This is a genomic window from Comamonas sp. JNW, from assembly GCF_003105075.1.
Taxonomy (GTDB): Bacteria; Pseudomonadota; Gammaproteobacteria; order Burkholderiales; family Burkholderiaceae_C; genus Comamonas; species Comamonas squillarum.
The window spans coordinates 1-1,672 of the sequence record NZ_QETI01000035.1 but is presented as its reverse complement, the minus strand read 5'-3'; the positions used below and the strand labels follow the sequence as shown (position 1 = coordinate 1,672).

At 63.7% G+C, this 1,672-nt stretch carries 2 protein-coding genes; both read left to right on the top strand.

The features are described 5' to 3' along the window. Window position 1: 1 nt before the first annotated feature. Complete coding sequence (locus tag DCO45_RS22430; RefSeq protein WP_116927872.1) at window positions 2-751, top strand: electron transfer flavoprotein subunit beta/FixA family protein; 750 nt, start codon at window positions 2-4, stop codon at window positions 749-751. Window positions 752-794: 43 nt separating this feature from the next. Next, the coding region (locus DCO45_RS22425; RefSeq protein ID WP_116927871.1) for an FAD-binding protein at window positions 795-1,672 on the top strand (878 nt) is incomplete at its 3' end.

Sequence of the window (1,672 nt, the reverse complement as noted above, 5' to 3'; positions counted from 1 at the left end):
TATGAAAGTACTGGTACCCGTCAAACGCGTGGTGGACTACAACGTCAAGGTGCGCGTCAAGAGCGATGGCTCGGGAGTGGACATTGCGAATGTGAAGATGTCGATGAACCCCTTTGATGAAATCGCGGTGGAAGAGGCCGTGCGTTTGAAGGAAAAGGGCGTGGTCACCGAGATCATCGCAGTGAGCTGCGGCGTGACCCAGTGCCAGGAGACGCTGCGCACGGCGATGGCCATTGGTGCAGACCGCGCCATCCTGGTCGAAACGGCCGAAGAGCTGCAGCCGCTGGCGGTCGCCAAGCTCCTGAAGGCGCTGGTGGACAAGGAGCAGCCGGGCCTCGTGATCTGCGGCAAGCAAGCGATTGACGACGACGCCAACCAGACCGGCCAGATGCTGGCAGCGCTCGCTGACCTGCCCCAGGCCACGTTCGCCTCCAAGGTGGAAGTCGCTGGCGACAAGGTGAGCGTCACGCGCGAAGTGGACGGCGGTCTGGAGACCCTGTCTCTGTCCATGCCCGCTGTCATCACCACCGACCTGCGTCTGAACGAGCCGCGCTACGTCACCTTGCCCAACATCATGAAGGCCAAGAAAAAGCAGCTCGACACCGTCAAGCCCGAAGACCTGGGTGTGGATGTGAGCCCGCGCCTGAAGACCTTGAAGGTGCAGGAACCCGCCAAGCGCGGCGCCGGCGTGAAGGTGCCCGATGTGGCGACCCTGATCGACAAGCTCAAGAACGAAGCCAAAGTCATCTGACCTTGACCCGACACCTGACACATTGAATGGAAAGACGATAGACATGACCGCTCTCGTTATTGCAGAACACGACAACCAAACGATCAAGACCGCCACGCTCAACACCGTCACCGCAGCCCTGGCTTGCGGCGGCGATGTGCATGTGCTGGTAGCGGGCGAAGGCGCAGCAGCTGCAGCCCAGGCCGCAGCCCAGATCGCAGGCGTTGCCAAAGTCATCCTGGCCGATGGCCCGGCGCTGAAAGACGGCCTGGCCGAAAACCTGGCCGCGCAAGTGCTGGCCATTGCCGGCAACTACAGCCACATCCTGGCGCCAGCCACCGCCTCGGGCAAGAACGTGGCGCCACGCGTGGCAGCCAAGCTGGACGTGGCCCAGATCAGCGACATCACCAAGGTGGTGAGCGCCGACACCTTCGAGCGCCCCATCTACGCGGGCAATGCCATTGCCACCGTGCAATCGATCGATGCGACCAAGGTCATCACCGTGCGCGGCACCGGCTTTGACGCCGCAGCGGCCACCGGCGGCTCGGCCTCGGTCGAGAACGCGGCAGCCGCCGCTGACAGCGGCAAGAGCAGCTTTGTGGGCCGCGAAGTGACCAAGAACGACCGCCCGGAACTCACGGCAGCGAAGATCATCGTCTCCGGTGGCCGGGCGCTGGGCAGCGCCGAGAAGTTCAACGAAGTGATGACCCCGCTGGCTGACAAGCTGGGCGCGGCCATTGGCGCGAGCCGCGCAGCGGTGGATGCGGGCTACGCGCCCAACGACCTGCAAGTGGGCCAGACCGGCAAGATCGTCGCGCCCCAGCTGTACATTGCAGCGGGCATCTCGGGCGCGATCCAGCATCTGGCCGGCATGAAGGACTCCAAGGTGATCGTGGCGATCAACAAGGACGAAGAAGCGCCGATCTTCAGCGTGGCCGACTA

Bases quoted from the DNA above. Each gene is read 5' to 3' on its own strand.
- DCO45_RS22430 (WP_116927872.1), top strand. From the start codon at position 2: ATGAAAGTACTGGTACCCGTCAAACGCGTGGTGGACTACAACGTCAAG.